General features: G+C 67.7%; 20 protein-coding genes. 16 read left to right on the top strand and 4 right to left on the bottom strand.

Features of this window, described 5'->3' with window-relative positions; translation table 11 throughout:
- Positions 1-52: 52 nt before the first annotated feature.
- The 3 genes from ABT313_RS29465 to ABT313_RS29455 all read left to right on the top strand — a co-directional run bounded on the left by ABT313_RS29465 (position 53) and on the right by ABT313_RS29455 (position 1,620).
- The gene (locus ABT313_RS29465; RefSeq protein WP_350860540.1) at positions 53-535 is read left to right on the top strand and encodes a GNAT family N-acetyltransferase; all 483 of its coding nucleotides are present in this window, start codon (positions 53-55) and stop codon (positions 533-535) included.
- 126 nt (positions 536-661) lie between these two features.
- On the top strand, positions 662-880 hold the full coding sequence (locus ABT313_RS29460; protein ID WP_350860538.1) for a hypothetical protein: 219 nt from the start codon (positions 662-664) through the stop codon (positions 878-880).
- On the top strand, positions 877-1,620 hold the full coding sequence (locus tag ABT313_RS29455; RefSeq protein ID WP_350860536.1) for a peptidoglycan-binding protein: 744 nt from the start codon (positions 877-879) through the stop codon (positions 1,618-1,620). Before ABT313_RS29460 ends, ABT313_RS29455 begins: the two co-directional genes overlap by 4 nt.
- A gap of 267 nt (positions 1,621-1,887) precedes the next feature.
- Here ABT313_RS29455 and ABT313_RS29450 read toward each other — a convergent pair whose 3' ends face one another.
- From ABT313_RS29450 to ABT313_RS29440, 3 genes are all read right to left on the bottom strand, one after another.
- The gene (locus ABT313_RS29450) at positions 1,888-4,197 is read right to left on the bottom strand and encodes an HNH endonuclease signature motif containing protein (protein ID WP_350860534.1); all 2,310 of its coding nucleotides are present in this window, start codon (positions 4,195-4,197) and stop codon (positions 1,888-1,890) included.
- A gap of 121 nt (positions 4,198-4,318) precedes the next feature.
- Entirely contained in the window at positions 4,319-5,983 is a 1,665-nt protein-coding gene (locus ABT313_RS29445) for a GxGYxYP domain-containing protein (protein ID WP_350860532.1), read from the bottom strand.
- 87 nt (positions 5,984-6,070) lie between these two features.
- Positions 6,071-6,691, bottom strand: a complete 621-nt coding sequence (locus ABT313_RS29440) for an HAD family hydrolase (protein WP_350860530.1) — start codon at positions 6,689-6,691, stop codon at positions 6,071-6,073.
- 119 nt (positions 6,692-6,810) lie between these two features.
- Between ABT313_RS29440 and ABT313_RS29435 the strand changes: the two genes are divergently transcribed.
- The 5 genes from ABT313_RS29435 to rpmB all read left to right on the top strand — a co-directional run bounded on the left by ABT313_RS29435 (position 6,811) and on the right by rpmB (position 12,263).
- Complete coding sequence (locus ABT313_RS29435; RefSeq protein ID WP_350860528.1) at positions 6,811-8,091, top strand: ABC transporter substrate-binding protein; 1,281 nt, start codon at positions 6,811-6,813, stop codon at positions 8,089-8,091.
- A gap of 1 nt (position 8,092) precedes the next feature.
- A complete protein-coding gene (locus ABT313_RS29430) occupies positions 8,093-9,136 on the top strand; it encodes a carbohydrate ABC transporter permease (protein ID WP_350860526.1) in 1,044 nt (347 codons plus the stop codon).
- On the top strand, positions 9,114-9,953 hold the full coding sequence (locus ABT313_RS29425) for a carbohydrate ABC transporter permease (protein WP_350860524.1): 840 nt from the start codon (positions 9,114-9,116) through the stop codon (positions 9,951-9,953). The genes ABT313_RS29430 and ABT313_RS29425 overlap by 23 nt, the downstream gene beginning before the upstream one ends.
- A gap of 27 nt (positions 9,954-9,980) precedes the next feature.
- Positions 9,981-11,969: an aldo/keto reductase gene (locus tag ABT313_RS29420; RefSeq protein WP_350860522.1), complete on the top strand. Its 1,989-nt coding sequence runs from the start codon at positions 9,981-9,983 to the stop codon at positions 11,967-11,969.
- Positions 11,970-12,041: 72 nt separating this feature from the next.
- Positions 12,042-12,263 carry a 50S ribosomal protein L28 gene (gene rpmB / locus ABT313_RS29415; RefSeq protein WP_130449155.1) on the top strand — a complete coding sequence of 74 codons (222 nt, stop codon included), beginning with the start codon at positions 12,042-12,044 and terminating at the stop codon, positions 12,261-12,263.
- 60 nt (positions 12,264-12,323) lie between these two features.
- Here rpmB and ABT313_RS29410 read toward each other — a convergent pair whose 3' ends face one another.
- Positions 12,324-13,322, bottom strand: coding sequence for an SAM-dependent methyltransferase (locus ABT313_RS29410; RefSeq protein ID WP_350860519.1), 999 nt, complete (start codon positions 13,320-13,322; stop codon positions 12,324-12,326).
- Positions 13,323-13,357: 35 nt separating this feature from the next.
- Between ABT313_RS29410 and ABT313_RS29405 the strand changes: the two genes are divergently transcribed.
- The 8 genes from ABT313_RS29405 to mutM all read left to right on the top strand — a co-directional run bounded on the left by ABT313_RS29405 (position 13,358) and on the right by mutM (position 20,744).
- Positions 13,358-14,989 carry a DAK2 domain-containing protein gene (locus ABT313_RS29405; RefSeq protein WP_350860517.1) on the top strand — a complete coding sequence of 544 codons (1,632 nt, stop codon included), beginning with the start codon at positions 13,358-13,360 and terminating at the stop codon, positions 14,987-14,989.
- Positions 14,986-17,223 (top strand): ATP-dependent DNA helicase RecG, encoded by a 2,238-nt coding sequence (recG, locus tag ABT313_RS29400; protein ID WP_350860515.1) that lies wholly within the window; start codon positions 14,986-14,988, stop codon positions 17,221-17,223. Before ABT313_RS29405 ends, recG begins: the two co-directional genes overlap by 4 nt.
- Entirely contained in the window at positions 17,220-17,780 is a 561-nt protein-coding gene (gene rsmD, locus ABT313_RS29395) for a 16S rRNA (guanine(966)-N(2))-methyltransferase RsmD (protein WP_350860514.1), read from the top strand. The genes recG and rsmD overlap by 4 nt, the downstream gene beginning before the upstream one ends.
- Positions 17,773-18,243: a pantetheine-phosphate adenylyltransferase gene (gene coaD, locus ABT313_RS29390; protein ID WP_350860512.1), complete on the top strand. Its 471-nt coding sequence runs from the start codon at positions 17,773-17,775 to the stop codon at positions 18,241-18,243. Before rsmD ends, coaD begins: the two co-directional genes overlap by 8 nt.
- Positions 18,244-18,371: 128 nt before the next feature.
- On the top strand, positions 18,372-18,887 hold the full coding sequence (locus ABT313_RS29385) for a YceD family protein (protein WP_350860510.1): 516 nt from the start codon (positions 18,372-18,374) through the stop codon (positions 18,885-18,887).
- Positions 18,888-18,953: 66 nt separating this feature from the next.
- Positions 18,954-19,145 carry a 50S ribosomal protein L32 gene (gene rpmF / locus ABT313_RS29380; RefSeq protein ID WP_130387616.1) on the top strand — a complete coding sequence of 64 codons (192 nt, stop codon included), beginning with the start codon at positions 18,954-18,956 and terminating at the stop codon, positions 19,143-19,145.
- 15 nt (positions 19,146-19,160) lie between these two features.
- A complete protein-coding gene (rnc, locus tag ABT313_RS29375) occupies positions 19,161-19,889 on the top strand; it encodes a ribonuclease III (protein ID WP_350860507.1) in 729 nt (242 codons plus the stop codon).
- Positions 19,890-20,744, top strand: a complete 855-nt coding sequence (mutM, locus tag ABT313_RS29370) for a bifunctional DNA-formamidopyrimidine glycosylase/DNA-(apurinic or apyrimidinic site) lyase (RefSeq protein ID WP_350860505.1) — start codon at positions 19,890-19,892, stop codon at positions 20,742-20,744.
- Positions 20,745-20,875 lie beyond the last annotated feature (131 nt).

Raw genomic sequence — 20,875 nt, 5'->3', positions numbered from 1 at the left:
CGCGCCGGTGACGCCTGCCCGGATTCCACCTTCGCTGCGAGAGGCACACTCCATGCAGATTCGTTCGTACGTCGATGCTGACCTGGCCCGGCTCATCGACCTGACCATCGACACCTTCGGGCCGTTCTTCGAGGAATCGTTCCGCCCGCTGGTCGGCGAGACCATCTTCACGCGCCAGCACGGCGACTGGCGGGGCGACTACCACCAGGAAGTCGCCGGGTTGCACGACCCGGCGCAACACAAGCACGTCGCGCTCGCCGAGGACGACGGCGTACTCCTCGGGTACGTCGCCTGGCACGTCGAACCGGCTCGCTCGAAAGGTACGGTCACGCTGCTGGCGGTCTCAGCGGCGTACCGTCGGTCGAACGCCGGAACCGCACTGTGCGAGCACGCGTTCGAGGCGATGCGCGCGGAACAAGCGGAGTACGTCGAGATCGGCACCGGCGGCGACGACTTCCACGCGCCGGCGCGTGCGTTCTACGAGAGTCTCGGCTGCGTGAAACTCCCGCTCGCGGTGTACTTCCGCGAGCTCTAGACGCGCTTGTCGATGAAGCGCTTGAGCTAGCCCGTTGATCATGCTCCGGCCCGTGGACGAACATCCGGGGCCGGAGCATGATGAACAGATCAAGGCTGGGGGCTCAGAGCGTCTTGAGGGGGAGCTGTGACCATCGACGACGTGCGGTCCGACGGAGGACCGTATCCGCAGGACCCGGACGAGATGTCCCAAGAAGAACAAGCCAGATTGCTCACCGAGCCGAGCTTCGACAATCGGCTCGACAACGAATCCGAACTGCTCGAAGAGGAGTTCGGCCCACCCGAACGCGGCGGCTTCGGACGCCCGCCGGCCACTCCGGAGTACAGCGAGAGCAGCGGCTCATGAGCGGCGTCGAGGACATGGTCCACCAGGCCGAACTCGACCTCGGACTCGGCGAGCCGAACAAGATCCAGAAGTGGTACCGCGACAAGAACGGCTCAGCCTTCAGCGGCAACTTCCCATGGTGTGACGCCTCGATCACCTACTGGGCCTGGCATTCGGGCAACCAGAACGCGGTGACGTACGGCGGGTTCTACGCCCTGACCACGGCCCACGCCCACGCGTTCAAGAACCACAGCCAATGGCACAAGGACGTCGCCGGCATCCAGCGCGGCGACATCGTCTTCTTCGACTGGGGCGGCACCGACACCAAGTCGAAGATCGACCACGTCGGCCTCGTCACCGGTGTCAGCGGCTCGAAGATCTACACCATCGAAGGCAACTTCGACGACAAATGCGATCGCCACACCCGCAAGTCGGACGTGATCGCCGGCTACGGCCGCCCGTCGTACGTCCACTCGACCGAACCACGCACCGGCTTCGTCACGTTCCCGGGCAAGTCGTTCTTCGTGATGGGCCGCAAGAGCCCGATCATCGCAGCCATGCACGCGCGGCTGATCGCCGTCGGCTGCAACAAATACGAAACCCAGACCAACAAGGACACGTGGGGCACCGGCGACCTCAAGTCCTACTCAGCCTGGCAACAAAAACTCGGCTTCCACGGCTCCGTCTCCCAACCCGGCAGCGACGCCGACGGAATCCCAGGCCCCGAAACCTGGGACAAACTAAAGGTGCCCCGCACCTGAGCTGCTCCTGCTCCCGCTGAGGTGAGTCCACCGCCGCTGCAACCCGACGGACTCATCCCAGCGGCCTGCAGCTCTTCGCCGACTACCCGCAGCACCGATGACGCACGTTTGCTGCCGGCTCCTGCGAACGGCCAGCGCGGACTTGCAGACGTCATCACCGTCGACCCGCAGTTCGGTCGGCACCGAAGTCAGGTCCGCGGCGGGGCCGTGCCAACGCCTACTCCCACATGCGCCCGGCGCGCCGACCTGTTGCCTAGGCAGCCAACCCTACGAGGCCCGGTGGAAAGGCCTCGGTGGGATACCGCTGCCTTCGTTACCCGTCGGCAGTCGCGTGACGACCGCGTCGGCCTGCGTGGCCTCGGCCTGCGTGGCCACGGCACGGGCTGCCGGCTCCACTGGCGGACCGGCACTGGACTCGAACGGAACCCCGAGCCGGCGATCCCTGCTCTGAAGCTGCGCAGGGCCAGCCAGTGAACCGCCCAGTGGATCACCCAGTGGATCACCCAGTGGATCGGCGAGTGGATCGGCGAGTGGATCGGGCGGCGTGGGCGTCTCGCCCCAGATCGCTTGATACGCAGCCTCGCCAAACGAAGCCGTCGACCCGTCGTCAACACCGCTCCGACCAGCACCACTGCTCCGACCAGCACCACTGCTCCGACCAGCACCACTGCTCCGATCAGCAGCGCCGCTCGGATCAGCACCGCTGGCCTCGTCCGGCCGACCTCGACGAAGCAGCTCACGCCCCAGCGCAGACCGCCGAACCACGGACGCAACAGCAGCCCTTGCCACAGAACGCTCGGTCAAACGACAGTCACCTACCGCCGGACCACCCACCGCCGGACCAGCTACCGCCGGACCAGCTACCGCCGGACCGCCCACCGGCGGACCGCCCATCGGCGGACCGTCCGACTCGTCCTGATCGCGTGTGGTCCGTGGGTCTGCGTCTTGACGGGCTGCCTTGGGTGGATCCGTCTCCGGACTGATCGCCGCGTGGTGGGGTGAGTTGTTGGCAGAGGGTTTGTCATTGGGCGTGGATGAGTGGCGCGCGGCGTGAGGCTGTGCCGCGGCGTTCGGGGGTGTGGGGATTGTTCGTTGGCGGGGTGGTGGGTCGGCCCAGTGGGGGCGGGATACGTGCACTTCGCCGTTCGTGATGGTGATGGTCCAGTCGCCGGCATGGAGGTCGATGTGGTGGCGGCGGCAGAGCAGGGCAAGGTTGGAGATCTTGGTTTCGCCACCGTCTATCCACGAGGTGAGGTGGTGGGCGTCGCACATGATTGGTGGGGCTACGCAGATGACGCAGCCTTTGTCGCGGGTGTTGAGGGCACGACGCATCGCTCGAGTTACTAGGCGTTCGGCGCGGCCTACGTCGAGGGGTTCGGAGTTTGTCCCGAGGACCAGGGGGATGACCTTCGCATCACATGCGAGACGGCGGATCGTAGCCGCCGATAGGCCGTCGCCGTACACGATGTCTCCGATTGCAGCCGAGGCCGCTGACTTCAGGTCCTGGAGGTCGATGGTCACCGTGATGTTCGCCTTGGCGCCGAAACCCGGTACCTCGCCGCGTCCCTCAGGTCCCCGGCCGACTCCTGCACCGCCGGGTGTCGCCGGCGTGCGGGTCGTGCCGCTCGTGCCGGGCGCACCGGGCGTGCTGGGCGCACCGGGCGTGCGGGACGTGGTGGTGTCATCGCTCGTGCTGGGTGTGCGGCTCACGGTGGTTGCGTCGTTTGTGGTGGAGGTGGTCGGTGTGCGGGGTGGGTTTGGGGGTTGGTTGGGTGAGGGGGTGTGGGTGGGGCGAGGGGTGTGTGGGGTGGGAGTGCCGGCGTCTAGCGAGGTGGCGGCGATGGTGAGGGTGGTGGATAGGGCGTCGGCTTGGCGTTTTTCGCGGGAGCGGGGGTCGGGGTCGCCGTCGAGGGTTTTGTGGGGGCGGGCGCCGGCGTGGATGAGGGCGCGGAAGAGTTCTGCGTTTTCGTTGGCTAGGTAGCCGCGGAACTTCACGCCTCGGTCGGCGGTGGTCAGCGTGAGGGTTTCGCGGGCGTAGGCCTTGTGTTCTTCGGGCTCGGGGCCGTCGGTGTCGAGGACGTCTCGGATGCGTTGACCGGCTTGGCGTAGTTCCCAGGGGGACAGGTGGCGGGCCAGGCCGACCAGTTCGCGTTCGGCGACGGCGACGTCGTCGGGCGGCACCTTTGACGGGACCTGGTTGAGCGCTGACACGATTGCCTCCGCTTGCGCGGGACGCAGTACGACATCTGGGGCATCGCCGCATTCGGAGTCGGGGTCGGAGTTGGGGTCGGCGTGGGGATCCGGGAGGGCGGACGACACAGCGTCGTACTTGGCGAGGGAACGGGCCAGGCGCACGTCGCGGTGGGCGCGGGAGCGGTCCAGGCGGTAGCGGAACTCGAGCAGCTGGGCGGTGTTGTGTGCGCCGATCTCCTGTGCGTGTTCTAGCAGGTCCATCCGGGCGATGAGCTGGAGACGGTACGTTTCGCGGCGGGCGAGGTCAGCATCCAGCCGGTCGAGAGTCGACAGCACTTCTGCGCCGCTCATCGACCATGCCGGTCGCTCGCCCAACAGCTCCATGTCGATGACTCTAGACATGGTCACCGACAGTTCTCAAACGCGGAATCCCTTTATTTCAAGGGATTCAGGTTATCCACAGATTGAAATCTGTGGATAACCTCGTCCTAGTTGCTATGGGCAACTAGGGCTTGGCGTACTTGCCGACCATGCGGACCAGCGTGTCCGGCGGGATGACCTTTACGTGTGGAGCCAGGTTGTTGACGACGGACAGGACGTTGTCGACGGACTTGCTCCAGGCGTGCCAGACGACGATCGAGTAGCCGGCGGTTGAGTGCGGGTTGCGGGTGGCAGCGTTGAGTTCGGCGGTGACGGACGCCTCGTCGGCGCCGTCGAGGCCGTCCCACAGCATCGTGCGAGCCGAGATGACCGGCTTGCCTTCGGACCAGACGACCCTGCCCTTGAGACCGTCGTACCGGGAGTACTCGAGGTAGATCAGGCCGTCGATCTCGCGGCGCTTGAGGTACGACGACCAGAGGCGGGTGTTGTCGAATGCGTCGAAGTCGATGATCTGGGCCACCGACAAGTCGGCTCGGCCCATCGCCTTGGCCAGTGAGGCGGTGTGCTTGTCGAGGGCTGCGGTGGGGTAGCGGCTCGGGTACATGTAGCCGCCGCCGGAGGGGCCGACGACCCAGCGGTCCTTCTCGGACTGCTCGTAGAACCAGCGCATGACCGACGGGGCCAGATCGATCAGCGAGGGGGAGATGCCCCAGCCGAGGTCGACCTCACCGCGGCGGGGGCTGCCGAACCACCGCGGGTCGGTCGGGAAGTCGCCGAGCGCCCACTGGATGTTGTCGCCGTCGGTGATCAGGAAACTCACGTAGTGGGCGTTGGGGTCCGGGGCTGGTTCGAGGGCCCTCCCCCCACCCCCTCCGCTCTGTGGTCCGTTCGTCGGTTGAGCGGTGGACGGCGCTGGGGCTGGGCGCAGGGCGGGGTCGAACGCGCGGCCTTGCTGTTTCAGGGAGTCTTCTTGGATTCCTGACAGCACGGACAGGTTGCGTGCGTGGTCGGCGGGCAGGGCTTTTACGCCCGTGCTCGAGTTGACCCCGATGAATGCGTCTTCGCCGTTCGAGGCGTCGCCCCAGCCGATGACTGTGCCGTCGTCGGTGAGCGCGTTGACCACCTCGGCGCGGAAGTCCGAGTTGCCGTCGAAGAAGGCGAGCGTCCCCGCCATCGTGACGTAGTCCCGGAGCCGCTCCGGGAAGTCGGCGCGCTGCTCGACCACGACGTCGTGTCGCAGGCGGGGCCAGTACGTCTCGAACACCCAGCGGTCGTCCTTGTCCCGCACGTCCAGGACTTTGTGCAATCCCTGCTGGATTGCCAGTGCCTCCAAGCTTTCCTCGATTGCCACTGCACCCGTCACGCCGGCGAGCGTGGTCGCGACGTTGACCGACGGAGTGCCTGTACGGAAGAGAACATATCCGCGGATGCCGGAGCGTCCGACGGTTTTCCACAGGTCTTCGGTCCGGGTGCGGACGCCGTACTGCGTAACGAGGCCGTCGAGCCAGTGCTGGTAGCCGAGAGTCGGCAGGTTGAGGTACAGGGATTCACCGCCGCGGCGCGCCATCAGACCCTGGAGCGTCGTCGCGAGTGTCCGCTCAGCGGACGACAGCGAATCCTCGGTCAGGACGTTCAGCATCCGCGGCCGCTGGCCCTTGGGATAGGCCGACGCGACCCCAGCACCGACCCCAGAACCGAAGGCGAGTGAAGGCGACGCAACCGCCGTCAGACCGACCCCGGCGGTCAGGCCGAGAAGGCGTCGGCGGGAGAGATTGAACCGATCGGACATGGGAGGCCTCCAGGGAGCGGCTGGTGGATGTCCTACGTTGTCAACTGACCGGCGACGATGCCACAGCCGTCACTCCTTCACAAGACCTCAGGCCGGAATCGGCAGCCCATAACGCCGAAGCACCGAAGCCAGCGCCGGTACGCCGGCCGAGAGGTCGTAGTGCGATGCCTGCAGCCCGGCGCTCGACGCGGCCGCCACGTTGGCGACGTTGTCGTCGATGAACAGCACCGACGACGCCGGCAGGTCCAGCGAGGCCAGAATCGCCCGGAAATACGCCGGATCCGGCTTCGCGAGCCCGAGATCGCACGAGTAGAACGTCTGGTCGAACCACTCGCCGTACCCGCGCTCGTCCTGCATGATCGCCCGCCGGTACGCCTGCTGGTTGGTCGCGAGATGGCACCCGACCCCGGCCGACCGCAGCGTCCCGATCAACGACACCACCTCGGGCTCCGCGGCGAACCAGCTCCACGGCTCCAGCGCCTCGTCCACGGACGCGGTCGAGTTCCATCGCCGCAGTACGTCGGCCAGCGCGTCCCTGAAGTCGACCTTGCCGACCAGGCACGGCTTCTCCGCCGCCATCAGGTCCGCCACGAAGGCCTCCCCGTCACCGGGGACGAGCGACGACAACCGCGACCACCAGTCGGAGGTCGGGCGCTGGACGACGCCGTCCGCGTCGAAGAGGACGGCGGTGACGCCACGCATCATCATGAGTCCAATCTTGTCACCGGCACCTTGACCGGTTCAGTCGGTATGCGCTTACCTAATGGCTACGTAAACATATCTGGACACCTTCCGGCGAAATCCAACAGAAAGCGCCAGGTGAGGCTATGACCTTGAGCAGAAGGCACTTCCTCGCGGCCGGCGGCTCCGCAGTCGCGGCCGCCGCGGGACTCACCGGCTGCGGATCCCGCAGCTCACTGGGCGGATCGAACGAGCTCAGCATGTGGACCTGGGTCGGGTCTGTCAACGACGGCCTGATCGGTCAGGCGGAGAAGGCGATCCCGGGGTACGACGGCATGAAGCTGGCCATGACCCGGATCGGCAGCAACTACAAGACCAAGGTGCTGACCGCCCTGGCCGGCAAATCCCTCGTCCCGGACATCGTCGCGATCAACGACGACGTCGCGACCTACTTCCCCAACGCCGACCAGTTCCACGACCTCAACGACTTCGGCGCCAAGGATCTCGAGAAGGACTTCCTGCCCTGGAAGTGGAAGCTGGGCATCACCGAGACCGGCAAGATGATGGCCTACCCGATGGACACCGGCCCGACCGCGCTGTTCTACCGCAGCGACGTCCTCACCAAGGCCGGGATCGACGTCGACCCCGGCGCCGTCGCCGAGCTGGCACCCGACTGGGACACCTACATCGCGCTCGGCAAGAAGCTCAAGCAGGCCGTCCCCGGCTCCACGATCACCGACAACATCACCGGTATCTACGGCTACCGGATGGCGCAGCAGTCCAAGCGCTACATGACCGCCGACGGGCAGTACATCGGCGACCAGGACCACGTCCGGGAGGCCTTCGACCTGGCGGTCCGGGTCGTGAAGGAAGGACTGTCGGCCAACGCGCAGAACTCGACCGACAAGAACGCCGTCGTCACCAACGGCAAGCTCGTCGCGTACAACGCGGCCGTCTGGTGGGCGCAGCTCGGGCCGAAGAACGCGGCGCCGAAGACCAAGGGACTCTGGCGGGTGACGGCGGCTCCTGGTGGCGCCGGCAACAAGGGCGGGTCCTTCCTGGCGATCACGAAGTACTGCAAGAACCCGAAGGCGGCCTTCGCGTTCATCAGCTGGCTGGAGTCGGCGAAGAACCAGGCGCAGGCGTTCCTCGACCCGGTCCTGTTCCCGTCCACCCCGGCGACCTACACGGACAAGACCCTCACTGCGCCGGATCCGTTCTTCGGCGGCCAGCAGATCGTCGACGTGTTCGCCGACTCCGCCAAGAAGTACCCGGGCGCGTACTTCTCGCCGTACGACTCGATCGTCGACACGCCCATCGGCGCCGAACTCGTGAACGTCGAAGCGGCCGGCAAGGACCCCGACCAGGCCTGGGCCGACGCCCAGCGTCAGGTGCAGCGCGAACTCACCCGAGCGGGGGCGATCTGAGATGGCCGTGACCAGCAAAACCCTCCCCACCACCGTCAGCCGGACAGCCGCGACCGACGACAAACCGCCGAACAAGTACCGGCAGGCACTCCCGCAGTACGCCGCGGTCTCGCCGTTCTTCATCCTGTTCGCGATCTTCGGCGCGTTCCCGGTGCTGTTCTCGATCTGGATCTCGTTCCACTCCTGGGACGGCATCGGCCAGATGAAATGGGTCGGCCTCGAGCAGTACCACTACCTGCTCACCGACGCGACGTTCTGGAAGACCATCGGCAACACCCTGATCATCTGGGTGCTCTCCACCGTGCCGATGCTGCTGCTCGCGCTGATCATCGCCAACGCGCTGCACAACGCCACCAGGCTCCGCACCTTCTACCGGGTCGCCTACTTCATCCCCAACGTCACCTCGGTGGTCGCGATCACCCTCGTGTTCGGCTCGATCTTCAGCAACAACTTCGGCCTGCTGAACGCGTTCCTGCAATCGATCGGCGTCGGCCAGGTCGAATGGCTGACCTCGCCGTGGGGCATCAAGATCGCGATCGCCACCATCGTCACCTGGCGCTGGGTCGGCTACAACGCGATCATCTATCTCGCCGGACTCCAGGCCATCTCGGCCGACGTGTACGAGGCCGCCAAGGTGGACGGTGCCAGCCCGCGGCAGACGTTCTGGCGGATCACCGTCCCGATGATGCGGCCGGTCATCCTGTTCACCGCGGTCACCTCGACCATCGGCGGACTGCAGATCTTCACCGAGTCCCGCGTGCTGTTCGGCGACACCAGCAGCATCGGCGGCCCCGGCGACGCCGGTCTCACGATCGTCTCGTACCTCTACCAGAGCGCGTTCATCGACAACCAGTTCGGGTACGGCGCCGCGATCGGCTGGGCGCTGTTCATCCTGATCGTGCTGTTCAGCATCATCAACTGGCGGCTGATCGGCGGCAACGACGACGAACGCCTGACCCGACGCGCCGCTCGGCGGGTGGAACGCAAGATCGCAGCCCAGAATGCCAAGAGGGAGGCCGCAGATGTCCATGCAGACCAGCACTGAGCGCCTACGCACCGCCGTCGGCCACGTCGTGCTGATGCTCGGCGTCGTGGTCTCGCTGTTCCCCTTCTACTGGATGGTGGTGATGGCCTCCAACACCACCCCGGACATCTTCACCTACCCGCCGAAGCTCTGGATCGGATCGCATCTGTTCGAGAACATGGGCAAGGTGCTCGACAACATCGACTTCTTCGGCTCGATGCTGCTCACGCTGATCGCCTCGCTCGGCGTCACCGTGCTGGTGCTGTTCTTCGACTCGCTGGCCGCGTTCGCGTTCGCGAAGTACGACTTCCCCGGCCGGAACGTCCTGTTCGCGATCCTGCTCGCGACGTTCATGATCCCGGCCCAGCTGTCGCTGGTGCCGCAGTTCGTCACGCTCGCCGAGTTCGGCTGGATCGGCTCGCTGAAAGCACTCGTCATCCCCGGCGCCGCGAACGCGTTCGGGATCTTCTGGATGCGCCAGTACGCCCGCGGCGCGATCCCGGACGAACTCATCTCCGCCGCCAAGGTCGACGGCGCCGGGTTCTTCCGGCAGTACCTCACCGTCGGCCTGCCGGTACTGCGGCCCGGCCTCGCCTTCCTCGGTATCTTCACCTTCATCAACGTCTGGAACGATTACCTCTGGCCGCTGATCGTGATGACCGACCCCAACCGTCTCACCCTGCAGGTCGCCCTCGACCAGCTCAACGGCATCTACGGCACCGACTACTCAATGGTGATGGCCGGAGCCCTGATGAGCGTCATCCCCCTGATCGGCGTCTTCCTGATCGGAGCCCGCTCCTTCATCGCCGATCTCGCGGCGGGCGCCATGAAGTTCTGACCCAACCACACAGACACGGGATCTCTTTTGACTGACCACACGCTCCGCTGGGGCATCCTCGGCACCGGCAACATCGCTTCCCGGTTCGCCAGCCAGGTACCGACCTCGAAGACCAACGAGGTCGTCGCCGTCGGCAGCAGGTCCCTCGACTCGGCCAACGCCTTCGCCGACAAATGGGACATCGCCCACCGGCACGGTTCGTACGACGACCTGCTCGCCGACGACACCGTCGACGCCGTCTACATCGCCACCCCGCACCCGTCGCACGCCGAGTGGGCGATCAAGACCGCCGAAGCCGGCAAGCACGTGCTGTGCGAGAAGCCGCTCTCGATCAACCGGGCCTGGTCCGAGGCGATGATCGAGGCCGCCGTACGCAACGACGTCTTCCTGATGGAAGCATTCATGTACCGGTGCCTGCCGCAGACCAAACTGGTCGCCCAGCTCGTCCGCGACGGCGAGATCGGCACGGTCCACCAGATCCAGGCCACCTTCGCGTTCGCCGCCGGCTTCCGGCCCGAATCGCGGATCTTCGCCGACGAACTCGCCGGCGGCGGCATCCTCGACGTCGGCGGCTACCCGGTCTCGTACTCGCGGCTGATCGCCGGCGCCGCCACCGGCCGGCCCTTCGCCGACCCGGCCGCCGTCAACGCCGTCGGCCACGTCGGCGAGACCGGCGTCGACGAATGGAGCGTCGCCACGCTGTTCTTCGACGGCGGCATCACCGCACAGGTGAGCACCGGCGTACGGCTGGCCGACCAGAACCAGGTCCGGATCTTCGGCAGCGAGGGATACCTCGTCGTCGAGGACCCGTGGTTCGGCGGCGACGGCAAACCCACCCACGTCACCCTGCACAAGGTCGGCGAGGAACCCCGCGACATCTCCGCGGAACCCGCCCTGATCTACACGGCCGAGGCCGAGGCGGTCCAGGTGGCGATCCAGGCCGGGGCGAAGGAAGCCCCGGAGATGAGCTGGGCCGACACCCTCGGCAACCTCACCGTCCAGGACCAGTGGCGGGCGGCGATCGGGCAGCAGTACACGAGCGAGCGCGACGACGCGGTCATCCCGACCGCGAGCGGCCGTCCGCTCACCCGGCGCGACGACGCAACGATGACCTACGGGAAGGTCCCGGGCCTCGACAAGCAGGTGTCGCGGCTCGTCATGGGCGTCGACAACCAGCAGACACTGCCGCACGCCGCGGTGATCTTCGACGACTTCGTCGAACGCGGCGGTACGACGTTCGACACCGCCTACATCTACGGCGGTGGACGCGGTGAACGGCTGCTCGGGCAATGGATGAAGTCCCGCGGCAACCGGGACGACGTCGTCGTCATCGGCAAGGGAGCGCACACCCCGCACTGCAACCCCGAGGCGATCACCCGCCAGCTGCACGAGAGCCTCGAGCGGCTGCAGACCGACCACGTCGACCTCTACCTGATGCACCGCGACAACGAGGAGATCCCGGTCTCCGAATTCGTCGACGTCCTCGACGAGCACTTCAAGGCCGGCCGGATCAAGGCCTTCGGCGGATCGAACTGGTCCACCGCGCGCTTCGACGAGGCCAACGCGTACGCCGAGGCCAACAGCAAGCAGCCGTTCACGCTGCTCAGCAACCACCTCAGCCTCGCCCGGGCGTACGACGTACCGTGGGCCGGCTGCCGGCACGTGTCCGACGACGAGTCCCAGGCCTGGCTGCGCGAACGGCAGGTCGCGCTGTTCCCGTGGTCGAGCCAGGCCCGCGGGTTCTTCACCGGCCGCGCCAAGCCCGAGGACACCTCGGACGCCGAGCTCGTGCGCTGCTTCTACTCCGACGAGAACTTCCAGCGGCTGGACCGCGCGCGGGAGCTCGCCAAGGCCAAGGGAGTCGAGCCGACCGCCATCGCTTTGGCGTGGCTGCTGCACCAGCCGTATCCTGTATTTCCGCTGATCGGGCCGCGTCACATCAGCGAAACCCGCACCTCGACACCGGGACTTTCGGTGTCGTTGACCGAGGACGAAGTGGCCTACCTCACGTCCTGAAGCCGAATTGGTGGCTCGCTGACACCCATGTAACATGGTCTGTCGGTGTCACGACCCTGAACACGGAGAATCATGTCTAAGAAGTGCGATGTCTGCGGCAAGCAGCCGACGTTCGGCAACAGCGTTGCCCGCTTGGGTAAGGGCGCGATGATCCGCCGGGTCAAGGCTCGCACGCCCCGGCGGTTCAACCCCAACATCCAGCCGGTCCGGGCGCTCATCAAGGGCACCCCGACCAAGCTGAAGGTCTGCACGTCCTGCATCAAGGCCGGCAAGGTCCAGCGCGTCGTCGGCTGATCCCAGCTTTTACTCCGTGTAGGGCCTTTCGAAAGGCGCCCGGGACACTCTCCCGGGCGCCTATTCGTGTTTCCGCGCAACCACAGTGATCTCGTTGCGGTTGTGGTGCAGCTGACGAGCATGCAATACGTCGTACTGCTCGCGGAGCACCTCGATACCGCGCCGCGCCCCGTCCAGCGGGTTCTTGCCGCCGCCCTTCAACGTGACGATCGCCAGCCCGCCGCGGCGTAACTGGGCCGCCGCGTCGAGCATCATCCGCGCGCTCATCAACTGATCCATCCGCATGTCGTTGACCACCACGTCGAAGCGCACCCGGTTCGCCGCGAAGAAACGGCCCGCGGTCGTCGCCTCGTGATGGATCCGCCGATCGCGCCGCAGCCGCGGATCCAGCGAACCGGGATCCACCGACCACACCTCCTGCCCGTGCAGCCGCAGAATCCGCGTCCAGCCGCCCGGCGAGGCACCCAGATCGACCGCCTTCCCGCCGGCCGGCAGCACCAGCCCGAAGGTCGCGATCGCCTCCTCCAGCTTGAACTCCGACCGCGACACCCGCTCGTCCCCGCGCGCCAACCGCATCCGCCCACCCGGCCAGTCCGACAAGCTGTCCGCCAGCCGGTTCACACCGATCAACAGCTGCTTGCCGACCACGACGCCGGACACGACGACGTCCTGCCCGGACCGGGTGCTGGTGACCCCGCGGCCGGCCAACGCTTCGACTATCAAGTGGTGGTGCGAGCTGCCGGTGCCGTCGACCCAGGTCTGCACCGCGACCGACCTGGCCGAGACCTCCTCGAGCAGCGTCGTGGCGAGCTCAGGCTCGGTCGGCAGGTCGTCCAGCGGATAGCCGGCCACCTCGACCGTCAGATGCCGGACGAACATGATGCGGCCTTCGTCACACGCCGCCGCGAACTCCCCGATCGGAACCGCCGTGTCGACCAGCCGGGCCACCTCGGCCCCGAGCCGCTCGAACCGGTGCTCGCCCGGAAACGCCTCCCGGATCTCCCGGACCGCGTACCGGTAACTGTCGGACGCGAACGAGAACAGAATCGAGCGGGGCACAGCACATCGTAAACGGATTGGTTAGCCTTCCGGGCGTGGAGGAATTGACGGTCGAGGTACTGCGGGCCTGGGCGCGGACGGCGCTGGCGGAGCTGACGCGGGCCCGGACCGAGATCGACGAACTGAACGTGTACCCGGTGCCGGACGGCGACACCGGCACCAACCTCTACCTGACCTGGGAAGCCGCCTGCGACGCCCTCCCCAAGGGCGAGCTGACCTTCACCGAGGCGATCCAGGCCTTCGGCCGCGGCGCCCTGCTCGGCGCCCGCGGCAACTCCGGCGTCATCACCTCCCAACTCATCCGCGCCTGCGGGAACCGCCTCAACGAGAACCTCCCACGCGACCGCCCAGGCCGCCCAGACCGCACAGAAGGCGTACTCGCGGACCCCAGGATGAGCGAGGCCGCCGCCTTCGCCGACGCGCTCAAGTACGCCGCCGACGCCGCGTACGGCGCGGTCGCGCAACCCGTCGAAGGCACGATGCTCACCGTCGCCCGCGCCGCCGCGACCGGCGCGATGACCGCCGCCAACGACGGGAAGACCCTCGCCGACGTCTGCCTCGCCGCAGTCGCGTCCGCCCGGCAGGCGCTGACCAAGACCACCGAGCAGCTCGACGTACTGCGTCGTGCCGGGGTCGTCGACGCCGGGGGAGCCGGCCTGGTCGTGATCCTCGGCGCGATGGAGTCCGTGCTGACAGGCCGGCACGTACACGTCGACGTACCGGCGAGGATTCCCACCGAGAGCACGACCGATCTGAGCTCCGAGGGACCGGCGTACGAGGTGATGTATCTGCTCGACGCGCCCGACGACAAGGTCGGCGACTTCCGGCAGAGCCTGGCCGCGCTCGGCGACTCGGTCGTCGTGGTCGGCGGCGACGGGCTCTGGAACGTGCACGTCCACACCGACGATGTCGGCGCCGCGATAGAGCACGGCATCGACATCGGCCGCCCGCACCGCATCCGCGTCACCCACTTCGCCGACCAGACCCACCACCACGAACCCGCCCCCGGCCGTGCGGTGATCGCCGTCGTCGCCGGTGACGGACTGGCCGACCTGTACGCCGAAGCCGGCGCCCGGGTCATCCGCGGCGGCCCCGGCCGGCGCTGCTCGACCGGCGAACTGCTGCAGGCGATCGAGCAGTCCCAGGCGCCCGAGATCGTGGTCCTGCCCAACGACCAGGACTCGATCGCGGTCGCCGAGGCAGCCGCCACCGCCGCCCGCCAGGACGGCATCCGGGTCGCCGTGATCCCGACCCGCGCGCAGGTCCAGGGCCTGGCCGCGATCGCCGTCCACGACCCCGAGCGCAGCTTCGACGACGACGTCGTACACCTGTCGGCCGCCGCCGGGCAGACCCGGCACGGCGCGGTGACCATCGCGATCAAGGACGCCTGGACGATGGCCGGCCGGTGCCGGATCGGAGACGCGCTCGGCGTGGTCGACGGAGACTTCGCACTGATCACCGAGGACCTCGAGACCGCCGCGGTCGGAGTCGTCGACCGGCTGCTCGGCGGCGGCGGCGAGCTCCTGACCATCGTCACCGGCCGGGACGCGGACCCGGCGCTGGCCGAAGCCGTGGAGCGGCACGTGCGCCGGCAACGCAAAGATGTCGACGTCGTGGTGTACGACGGAGGGCAGGACAGGTACCCGTTGCTGATCGGGGTGGAATGAGGACTGACATTGACCGCAAGCTCCGCGACTTCCTCGGAGCGAAGACGGCCAAGACGTTCGCCGAGGTGCTCGAGATCGAGACCGTCGGCGAACTGCTGCGCCATTACCCGCGGCGGTACCTGAAGAAGGGCGAGCTGACCCCGTTCGACGAGCTCGAGGTCGGCGACCAGGCCACCGTCAACGGGCGGGTCAAGAAGGTCACCGCCCGCGCCCTGGACAGCAAGATCGAGATCCGGCCGGACGAGGTGCACAAGTTCCGCAAGCGGCGGACGATCACCAAGGTCGTCGTCACCGACGGCCGCAACGACCTCGAAGCGGCGTTCTTCAACCAGCCCTGGCTGCTGACCAAGCTCACCCCCGGCACCTCCGCCCTGTTCTGGGGCGAGGTGACGATGTTCCGCACCACCATGCAGCTGAAGAACCCCGGCACCGAGATCCTCGACGAGGAGGACCTCACCGAGGCCGAGATCGAACGCCGGGCCCGCCCCTTCCGCCCGCTCTACCCGGCCACCGCGAAGTTGCCCACCGCAACGATCGAGCGGTCGGTGAAGATCGTGCTGGACAGCCTGGACGAGCGGCTCGACGACCCGATCCCGGACCTGATCCTGCGCAACGAGAAGCTGCTCGGCCTGCGCGAAGCCCTGCAGTTGGTGCATCTTCCGGACACCGAGAAGGACATCGACAAGGCCCAGCACCGGTTCCGGTTCGAAGAAGCGTTGGTAATGCAAACGATCCTCGCGCAGCGGCGGGCGGTGACCGACGCGCTGAACGCCGTACCGCGGCCGCGCGTCGCGGGTGGTCTGCTCGACGAGTTCGACCAGCGGTTGCCGTTCGAGCTGACGGAGGGGCAGGCCGAGGTGGGGGAGGAGATCTTCGCCGACCTGGCCCGGCCGCACCCGATGCACCGGCTGCTGCAGGGCGAGGTCGGCTCCGGCAAGACCGTGGTCGCGCTGCGGGCGATGCTGTCCGTGGTCGACAACGGCGGCCAGGCGGCCCTGCTGGCCCCGACCGAAGTGCTGGCCGTCCAGCACCACAAGACGCTGACGAAGATGCTCGGTGACCTGGCGGAGCAGGGGATGCTCGGCGGCGCGGAGCATGCCACCAAGATCGGTCTGCTGACCGGCTCGCTGAACGCGGCCGGCCGCCGTACGGCGATGCTCGATGCGGCCAGCGGGGCCGCGGGGATCGTCGTGGGGACACACGCGCTGCTCGAGGACAAGGTGCAGTTCGCAGATCTCGGGCTGGTCGTGGTCGACGAGCAGCACCGGTTCGGCGTCGAGCAGCGGGCTGCGCTGAGCGCCAAGTCCGGTGACAACACCCCGCACGTGCTGGTGATGACGGCGACACCGATCCCGCGGACCGTGGCGATGACGGTGTTCGGCGACCTCGCGGTCTCGACGCTGACCCAGCTCCCGGCCGGCCGGTCGCCGATCCAGTCCTCGGTCGTTCCCGCCAAGGAGAAGCCGGACTGGCTGCAGCGCGCCTGGAAACGGGTCCGCGAGGAGGTCGGCAAAGGCCACCAGGTGTACGTCGTGTGCCCGCGGATCGGGGACGACGTCAAGAACGCCGGTGACGAGGAAGGCGAGCTCCTCGAGACCGACGAGGGCGGGAAGAAGCAGGCGCGGCCGCCGATCTCGGTGATGCAGGTGGCCGAGGCGCTGGGCGAGATCCTGCACGACCTGCGCGTCGACATCCTGCACGGGCGGCTGCCGGCCGACGAGAAGGACGCGGTGATGTCGCGGTTCGCGGCCGGCGACATCGACGTACTCATCGCGACGACGGTGATCGAGGTCGGCGTCGACGTACCGAACGCCTCGACAATGGTGATCATGGACGCCGACCGGTTCGGCATCTCGCAGCTGCACCAGCTCCGCGGCCGCGTCGGCCGCGGCAAGGTGCCGGGGCTGTGCCTGCTGGTGACGGACCTGTGGCCGGGGTCGCGCTCGTACGGGCGGCTCGACGCGGTCGCATCCACGACCGACGGGTTCGAGCTGTCCCGGATCGACCTGGAGACCCGGCGGGAAGGCGACGTGCTGGGCGTGGCGCAGTCCGGGCGGCGGACCAGCCTGAAGCTGCTCAGCGTGCTGCGGGACGAGGACATCATCCTGGCCGCCCGCCACGTCGCGAACTCGATCGTCTCGGTCGACGTCGACCTCGCCGAGTACCCGGCGCTCAGGGCCGTCGTACGGGCAGCCCTCGAGTCCGAGACCACCGAGTACCTGGAGAAGACGTGAGCCGGATAGTCGGGGGAGCGGCCGGCGGGCGGCGGATTGCCGTGCCGCCGGGGAGCGGGACCAGGCCGACCGCGGACCGGGTGCGGGAGGCGCTGTTCTCGTCGCTGGAGTCCGAGTTCGGCAGCTTCGACGGACTGGCAGTCCTCGACCTGTACGCCGGATCCGGCGCGATCGGGCTCGAAGCGCTGTCCCGCGGCGCCGCTGACGTGGTGCTGGTCGAGTCCGACCGGCGGGCCGCCGACGTGATCGCGGCCAACATCAAGGTCGTGGGCCTGCCCGGCGTGAAGCTCGTGACACGCCCGGTGGAAAAGATCACTGCGGGTGAGGTCCCGGCCGCGTTCGACCTGGTGTTCGCGGACCCGCCGTACAAGCTGGAGACCACCGAGCTGCAGGACGTCCTGACCGACCTGGCGGCGCGCGGCTGGCTCGCGGACGACGCGATCGTGGTCGTCGAGCGGGGCAAGCGGGAGCCGTGGGAGTGGCCGGAGGGGTTCGCCGCGCTGCGGGACCGCAAGTACGGCGAGGCCCGGCTTTGGTACGGTCACCGCCATGGCTAAGGCTGTCTTCCCCGGCACCTTCGATCCGCCCACCGTCGGGCACCTCGACATCGTCACCCGGGCGGCCGCCGCCTTCGACGAGCTGATCGTCGCGACCGGGGTGAACCAGTCGAAGAACCGGCTGTTCGACCCGCAGGAGCGGATCGAGATGCTCACCGAGCTGATCGCCCCGTTCCCGAACGTCCGGGTCGGCACCTTCGACGGGCTGCTGGTCGACTACTGCCGGGCCGAGGGCGCCGGAGTGATCGTGAAGGGTCTGCGCTCGGCCGCCGACTACGACTACGAACTGCAGATGGCGCAGCTGAACCGGCGGATGACCGGGGTCGACACGCTGTTCTTCCCGACGGCCCCGGAGAACGCTTTCATCTCCTCCAGCTGGGTCAAGGAGATCGCCCGGCTCGGCGGCGACGTGAGCACGTTCGTGACGCCGGCCGTTCACTCCCGGTTACTGGACAAGCTCTAGGCTGACCCGAATTGGGCGCAGCGCCGCGGAGTTGGTAGTGTAGATCACCGGTCTCGACGAGACCGAGTTCCTGCCTGCCCGTGCTTGAAAGGTTTGCTCTGAGCGTCTTGGACCCGCGGTCCCCACTCGTGATCGACACGCACGAGCTGACACGCCGCGCCGGGTCCCAACGCGAAGTCACTTTCACTGCCCCGGCGCCGGCGGATCTCGGAATCGACGTGATCGGCGTCCCCGAAGGCGATCCGATCCAGTTCGATCTACGGCTGGAATCGGTGGTCGAAGGGGTGCTCGTCACCGGTACGGCCCGCGGCCGTCTGGTCGGGGAGTGCGCGCGGTGCCTGGTCGATATCGAGGACGAGTTCCTCGCTGACGTCCAGGAGCTGTACGTCTACCCGGAGAGCGAAGCCGAGCCGGACGAGGCCAGCCGGATGGAGGGCGATCTGATCGACCTCGAGCCGGTGCTGAGGGACCAGGTGGTGCTCGCACTACCGTTCCAGCCGCTGTGTACGGACGACTGTCCGGGTCTGTGCCCCGAGTGCGGGGTTCGCCTGGCGGACGAGCCCGGCCACAAGCACGAGGATCCGACCGATCCTCGCTGGGCAGCCCTCGGCGGACTGCTCCAGAACGACCAGCAGGACAACTGAAGACCGAACAACGTCAGCTAGCCGGCCGGGTCCACCAGCCCCCGGCCGAACCGAGGAGTCATAACCGTGGCCGTTCCGAAGCGGAAGATGTCGCGCAGCAACACCCGTAGCCGCCGGGCCCAGTGGAAGACCACTGCCCCGTCGCTGGTGACCTGCGTGAACCCCGCCTGCCGCGCGAAGCACCTGCAGCACACCGTTTGCCCCAACTGCGGCCAGTACGGCGCCAAGGGCGAGCGTCGCCAGGTCGTCGAGAGCTAAACGGCAACCAACCCAGTGAACTCTGCCAACGAAACGGGGCTCTACGCCGAGCTGAACCAGCGGCTCGGCGTATCGCTGGCTGACGAATTGCTGGAGCACGCCTTCACCCACCGCTCGTACGCGTACGAGAACGGCGGGTTGCCGACGAACGAGCGGCTGGAGTTCCTCGGGGACTCCGTGCTCGGCGTCATCGTCACGGAGTCGCTGTTCCGGAACCACCCGGACCTGTCCGAGGGCCGGCTGGCCAAGCTACGGGCCGCGGTGGTCAACATGCGTGCGCTCGCGGGTGTCGCCCGCGAGCTCAAGCTCGGCAAGTACCTGCGGCTCGGCCGCGGGGAGGAAGCCACCGGCGGCCGGGACAAGTCGTCGATCCTGGCCGACTGCGTCGAAGCGCTGATCGGCGCCGTCTACCTGGACCGAGGGTTCGAGACCGCGGGCCTGGTGGTGCACCGGCTGTTCGACGACCTGATGGAGTCGTCGGCCCGGCTCGGCGCCGGCCTGGACTGGAAGACGTCGCTGCAGGAGCTGGTCGCCCAGCTCAGCGTCGGCGTCCCGGAGTACGTGATCGCGGAGTCCGGACCGGACCACGCGAAGACGTTCGAGGCGCGGGTCCGGATCGGCTCCGACACCTACGGTCACGGCATCGGCCGGAGCAAGAAGGAAGCCGAGCAGCAGGCCGCCGAGACCGCCTGGAAGGCCCTGCGCGCCGCGCATCCCGACACGATCGACCCCTCGCAGTCCTGAGTGCCCGAGCTTCCTGAGGTCGAGGTCGTCCGCCGGGGGCTGACGGAGTTCACCAACGGCCGGACCATCGACGCGGTCGAGGTCCTGCATCCCCGCCCGGTACGGCGTCATGCCGCCGGGCCGGACGATTTCGCCGCCCGGCTCAAGGGCCAGGTGTTCGCCGAACCGGCCCGCCGCGGCAAGTACCTGTGGCTCCCGCTGGAGTCCGGAGATGCCGTTCTGACCCATCTCGGGATGAGCGGCCAGTTCCGGGTCCAGCCCGTCGGCGCGCCCGACGAACCGCATCTGAGGGTCCGGTTCCGCTTTGCGGACGACCTCGGAGAGGTCCGTTTTGTGGACCAGCGGATGTTCGGTGGTCTGTCCTACTCCGAGGGCGGCGCGGAGCTGCCCGCCGAGATCGCCCACATCGGCCGGGATCCGTTCGATCCTCTGTTCGATCCGGACGCGGTGACGGCGCGGATCCGGCGCCGCAGGACCGGGCTGAAGCGGGCGCTGCTGGACCAGACCGTGGTCAGCGGGATCGGCAACATCTACGCCGACGAAGCCTTGTGGCGGGCCAAGCTGCATTACGCCCGGGCGACCGAGACGCTGAAACCCGTGCAAATAAAGGGCATCCTGCACGATGCCCACGAGGTGATGGCCGAGGCGCTGAACGTTGGTGGCACCAGCTTTGACGCGCTTTACGTCAACGTCAATGGGGAATCCGGATACTTCGAGCGCGGCCTGAACGTCTACGGGCAGGAGGGATCGCCGTGCCCGCGGGACGGCCGGCCGATCCGTCGCGAGCCGTTCATGAACCGTTCGTCGTACCGGTGCCCGAAATGTCAGCCCGTTCCCCGCCATGTTCGCTGGTGAGCGAGGTATCGTTAATAAACGTGGCCCAGGTTGACCCGTCGGCCCCGCCGGTGTCACCCTGAAAGACGGCACACATTTTCAGCGCTCCTTCATGACCAGGACCTGGAGCGCACCCGGCCAGAACCCTTCCG

This window comes from Kribbella sp. NPDC000426 (assembly GCF_040300265.1).
Taxonomy (GTDB): domain Bacteria; phylum Actinomycetota; class Actinomycetes; order Propionibacteriales; family Kribbellaceae; genus Kribbella.
The sequence above is the reverse complement of the archived record's forward strand: the minus strand, read 5'-3'. Positions and strand labels throughout refer to the sequence as shown.

What these genes read in the sequence shown, in the direction of transcription:
- ABT313_RS29465 (WP_350860540.1), top strand. Translation starts at nt 53, where the DNA reads ATGCAGATTCGTTCGTACGTCGATGCTGACCTGGCCCGGCTCATCGAC.
- ABT313_RS29455 (WP_350860536.1), top strand. Translation starts at nt 877, where the DNA reads ATGAGCGGCGTCGAGGACATGGTCCACCAGGCCGAACTCGACCTCGGA.
- ABT313_RS29450 (WP_350860534.1), bottom strand. Translation starts at nt 4,197, where the DNA reads ATGGAGCTGTTGGGCGAGCGACCGGCATGGTCGATGAGCGGCGCAGAA.
- ABT313_RS29445 (WP_350860532.1), bottom strand. Translation starts at nt 5,983, where the DNA reads ATGTCCGATCGGTTCAATCTCTCCCGCCGACGCCTTCTCGGCCTGACC.
- ABT313_RS29440 (WP_350860530.1), bottom strand. Translation starts at nt 6,691, where the DNA reads ATGATGATGCGTGGCGTCACCGCCGTCCTCTTCGACGCGGACGGCGTC.
- ABT313_RS29435 (WP_350860528.1), top strand. Translation starts at nt 6,811, where the DNA reads ATGACCTTGAGCAGAAGGCACTTCCTCGCGGCCGGCGGCTCCGCAGTC.
- ABT313_RS29430 (WP_350860526.1), top strand. Translation starts at nt 8,093, where the DNA reads ATGGCCGTGACCAGCAAAACCCTCCCCACCACCGTCAGCCGGACAGCC.
- ABT313_RS29425 (WP_350860524.1), top strand. Translation starts at nt 9,114, where the DNA reads ATGTCCATGCAGACCAGCACTGAGCGCCTACGCACCGCCGTCGGCCAC.
- rpmB (WP_130449155.1), top strand. Translation starts at nt 12,042, where the DNA reads ATGTCTAAGAAGTGCGATGTCTGCGGCAAGCAGCCGACGTTCGGCAAC.
- recG (WP_350860515.1), top strand. Translation starts at nt 14,986, where the DNA reads ATGAGGACTGACATTGACCGCAAGCTCCGCGACTTCCTCGGAGCGAAG.
- coaD (WP_350860512.1), top strand. Translation starts at nt 17,773, where the DNA reads ATGGCTAAGGCTGTCTTCCCCGGCACCTTCGATCCGCCCACCGTCGGG.